The sequence below is a fragment of the Pseudomonas sp. P5_B2 genome, assembly GCF_056400445.1.
Genome location: NZ_JBFULH010000432.1, coordinates 1 through 3564, shown reverse-complemented (window position 1 = coordinate 3564; position 3564 = coordinate 1). Strand labels below are relative to the sequence as shown.

At 58.2% G+C, this 3564-nt stretch carries 3 protein-coding genes; 1 reads left to right on the top strand and 2 read right to left on the bottom strand.

Going from position 1 to position 3564, the window contains the following annotated elements:
- Window positions 1-746, bottom strand: a 746-nt coding sequence (locus AC1DRJ_RS21880; RefSeq protein ID WP_477803977.1) for a UvrD-helicase domain-containing protein, incomplete at its 3' end; no start/stop codon positions are given.
- Between the two features lie 225 nt (window positions 747-971).
- On the opposite strand from AC1DRJ_RS21880, the gene AC1DRJ_RS21875 reads away from it, so the two are divergent.
- A complete protein-coding gene (locus tag AC1DRJ_RS21875) occupies window positions 972-1667 on the top strand; it encodes a pirin family protein (protein ID WP_477803976.1) in 696 nt (231 codons plus the stop codon).
- Between the two features lie 112 nt (window positions 1668-1779).
- Here the strand turns inward: AC1DRJ_RS21875 and pgm are convergent, their stop codons facing one another.
- On the bottom strand, window positions 1780-3426 hold the full coding sequence (pgm, locus tag AC1DRJ_RS21870) for a phosphoglucomutase (alpha-D-glucose-1,6-bisphosphate-dependent) (RefSeq protein ID WP_477803975.1): 1647 nt from the start codon (window positions 3424-3426) through the stop codon (window positions 1780-1782).
- Window positions 3427-3564 lie beyond the last annotated feature (138 nt).

Below are 3564 nucleotides of genomic sequence, written 5' to 3'. Positions count from 1 at the left end.
ACCTCTACGTCGCCGTTTTGCACGCGGTTGCTGAGGTTTTCAAAAGCTTGCAAACGCTCGAACCCCGGCAGGCTGCGAACCATCGGCAGAATGCGCGAGTGGAAGGTGCGCACCAGATCACGCGCCTCTTTTAATGTCAGCGCCCGGCCCCACAACGTAAACAGCTCGATCAGCTTGTTGATGAAGTCTTTGCGCGACTCACGGGTAAAGGTCACCACCGTCAGCGAGCCCAACTCGAAGCCCAAATAGTGAGTCAGCAACAGAATACGCAGCACCAGCGTGGTCGACTTGCCGGCGCCCGCTCCGGCAATCACCGACGTCGAGGGTGTGTCACTGAAAATCATCTTCCATTGCGCAACACTCGGCTGGGCATGGGGTGGCAGCAGTCGGGCGACATCGGCCTTCATGCGTTTCTTCAGCTCAGCGCTCAATGGCAGGCGCCAATCGTCAAACAGATTGTCATCGACGTTAGGTGGCCGATGCTCGGTGGAGCGCGAATCGCGGATCAGCAGCACTTGCCGTCCTTCCTCCAGCCCCTCGAGTTTTCCCTCTTTAAAGCCGTAATCAAACCCCGAGCTGTGACCGCTGCGAAAGCCGTCAGTCTGCCCGTGCAACCAGGACGCGCGGTGTTGCGCGCGCAGGCGGGTCAAGCCATGACCGAAGAATCGGGCGGCGAGACGCTTGAGCAACGGCATCTCGGCCAGAGGACGAAGTTCGGGAGGAAGATCGGGGGTGTGTTGCGGCACGCGGGCTGACTCCAGGGTGTGAGGCTGTTAAGGGCTATGGTGTCTGCATTTGCCCTTGAGTTCTAGTGAAATGCTTTGAGGTCATTGGCTTATGCGATGAAGTGAAGGTTTGACGAGAACATTACACATCAGTAAATTCGATTGTAATGCGGCACTTTTTACGCTTTTTATCGATGTGTGCCTGATAGATGATGCTCGCCATCAACCCCCTCTCAGGAGACGATCATGCTCGAACTCAGACCCTTCAACTCCTTGGGCGGCGCCCATCACGGCTGGTTGGATGCCCATCATCACTTTTCGTTCGCCGAGTACCATGACTCCAAACGCATGAACTGGGGCAACCTGCGGGTGTGGAACGATGACGTGATTGCCTCCGGCACTGGTTTCCCAAAACACCCTCACCGGGACATGGAAATTATTACCTACGTCCGTGAAGGCGCGATTACTCACGAGGACAATTTAGGTAACAAGGGCCGCACCGAAGCCGGCGACGTTCAGGTCATGAGTGCTGGCACCGGCATCGCTCATAGCGAATACAACCTGGAAGCGACGCCAGCCAAGATATTCCAGATCTGGATTATCCCGAACGAATCCGGCCTTGCACCGTCCTGGGGGGCCAAGCCGTTCCCGAAAGGTGATCGTGAAGGCTTCGTGACCCTGGCCAGCGGCAAGTCCGGCGATGATCAGAGCCTGCGAATCCGTGCCGATGCGCGCCTCGTGGCGGCGAACCTGAAAGCTGGTGAATCTGCTGAGTATCGTCTGGACAGTGGTCGTCGCGCTTACCTGGTTCCAGCCACTGGTGTGATTGAAGTCAATGGATTACGTGCGCAAGCTCGAGATGGTATTGCGGTGGCTGACGAGCAGGTGTTGCGGGTGACGGCAATCGAGGACAGCGAAATCGTCCTGGTTGATCTGGCTTGATTCGGTAAACGCTGGGCAAAAAAAGGGGCGATCGTGATGGTCGCCCCTTTTTTTGGCTGTCTATTGTGGTGAGGGGGCTTGTCGGAACGCCCCCTCGCCACAGGGTCGTCAATCACTTCGCAGCGATTGCGCTATCCACCAATGTCTGAGCTTCTGCCACCAACTGCTTGAGGTGGTCGTCGCTCACAAAGCTTTCGGCGTAGATCTTGTAGATGTCTTCTGTGCCCGACGGACGCGCCGCGAACCAGCCGTTTTCGGTCATGACCTTCAGGCCACCAATGGCCTGGTCATTGCCTGGCGCATGACTGAGAATGCTCTGGATCGCTTCGCCCGCCAGTTGGGTTGACGTGACCTGATCCGGCGACAGTTTGCTCAGTAAGGCCTTCTGTTCAGGGTTGGCCTTGGCATCCACGCGTACCGAGAACGGTTCGCCGAGTTCGTCAGTCAACGCGCGATAGGCCTGACTTGGATCGCGACCGGTGCGAGCGGTCATTTCGGCGGCCAACAAGGCCGGGATCAAACCGTCCTTGTCGGTGCACCAGACACTGCCGTCCTTGCGCAGGAACGAGGCGCCGGCACTTTCTTCACCGCCAAAGCCCAGCGAGCCGTCGAACAGACCGTCAGCAAACCATTTGAAGCCGACCGGCACTTCATACAAACGACGACCCAGACGCTTGGCCACACGATCAATCAAGCCGCTGCTGACCACGGTTTTGCCCACGGCAGCATCGGCGCGCCACAGCGGACGATTCTGAAACAGATAGTCGATGGATACCGCGAGGTAATTGTTAGGCGCCAGCAAACCACCGGACGGCGTGACGATGCCATGACGGTCGTGATCCGGATCGCAGGCAAAGGCCACGTCAAAGCGTTCTTTCAGGCCGATCAGGCCTTGCATCGCGTGGGTGGACGACGGGTCCATGCGGATCTGACCATCCCAGTCGACGGTCATGAAGCGGAAGGTCGGATCGACCTGCTTGTTGACCACCTCGAGGTCCAGGCGGTAGTGCTCGGCAATCGCCGACCAGTAGCGCACCCCTGCTCCGCCCAACGGATCAACGCCCAGACGCAGCTTGGCATCGCGGATGGCGTCGAAGTCGATCACGTTGATCAGATCGGCGACGTAGGTGTTGAGGTAATCGTGACGATGGGTCGTACTGGCTTTCAGTGCCTGCTCGTAGCTGATGCGTTTGACGCCAGCGAGTCTGGCGGCCAGCAGTTCATTGGCCTTGGCTTCGATCCACTTGGTGATATGGGTATCGGCCGGTCCACCATTGGTGGGGTTGTATTTGTAACCACCGCTTTGCGGCGGGTTGTGCGACGGCGTGATAACGATGCCGTCCGCCAGCCCCGTCGTACGGCCTCGGTTGTAGCAAAGAATGGCGTGGGAAATGGCCGGGGTCGGTGTGTATTCATCACCTTCGGCAATCATCACGGTGACGCCGTTGGCGGCCAATACTTCCAGCGCGCTGGCGCCCGCTGGCGTGGACAGTGCGTGGGTGTCGATGCCGACGAACAACGGGCCGTCAATACCTTGGGCTTCGCGGTACAGGCAGATCGCCTGGCTGATTGCCAGAACGTGCCATTCGTTGAAACTCAGGTCGAACGAACTGCCTCGGTGCCCGGATGTGCCAAAGGCTACACGCTGGGTAGGGATGGCGGCGTCAGGCTGGCCGGTGTAGTAAGCCGTTACCAGTCGCGGGATGTCGACCAACAATTCTGCCGGTGCCGGTTTGCCCGCAAAAGAACTGAGTGTCATGCAAAACCTCTGGAATAGACGGGTTCAGGAATTGGAACGCAGTTTACTGGCAGTTTGATCACAACGCGATGGGATCGATTCAAGATGTTTCGCGATGTTTGGCCGCCACGCTCAATCGGTGGTTTCCAGACGCAGGGC